Source organism: Vibrio sp. Y176, from assembly GCF_033438945.1.
Window position 1 is genome coordinate 1 of sequence record NZ_JAWOQS010000855.1, and the last position, 585, is coordinate 585.

The following is a 585-nucleotide window of genomic DNA, read 5'->3' on the forward strand; positions in this document are numbered from 1 at the left end:
TTATTCGCCTAGGTTGGCTTGCATTGCTTCAGACTTGTCAGCTGTCATCACGAAGTGCAGTTCGCCGCCTGCTTTGAATTCGCTGTGCTGGAAGGTGTTGTACACATCCAGAGGCTTGCCGTTGATGGTCACTTCTTTGATGTACATGTTGTCTGGACCGTTGTTCTCAGCCGTTACCGTGAAGGTGCCAGAGCCAATGTCGACCGTCGCTTTGTCGAAGATTGGACGACCGATGCTGTAGGTTGGATCGGTTGGCGAGATTTGGTAAAAGCCCAGTGCTGACATCAAGTACCACGCTGACATTTGACCCACATCTTCGTTACCGATGATGCCGTCTGGCGTCGGTTTGTAGAACTGGTCGTAAACTTGGTCTAGGTATTCCTGCGCCTTGTAAGATTCTTCAGTACGGTTGGACAAGTAGATAACGTGGTGCGAAGGCTCGTTACCGTGAATGTACTGACCGATGTAGCCTGTCATGTCTTGGTGCGCTTCGCCGCCATTTGGATCGGCAGTAAATAGGTTGTTCAGCTTGTCGTTCAGACCTTGCATGCCGCCCATGATTTCAGTCAGCTTGTCTAAGTCTTG

General features: G+C 50.4%; 1 protein-coding gene. It reads right to left on the reverse strand.

Features of this window, described 5'->3' with window-relative positions; all coding sequences use genetic code 11:
* Positions 1-585, reverse strand: a 585-nt coding sequence (locus R7O13_RS29045) for a glycoside hydrolase domain-containing protein (RefSeq protein ID WP_318305482.1), incomplete at its 5' end; no start/stop codon positions are given.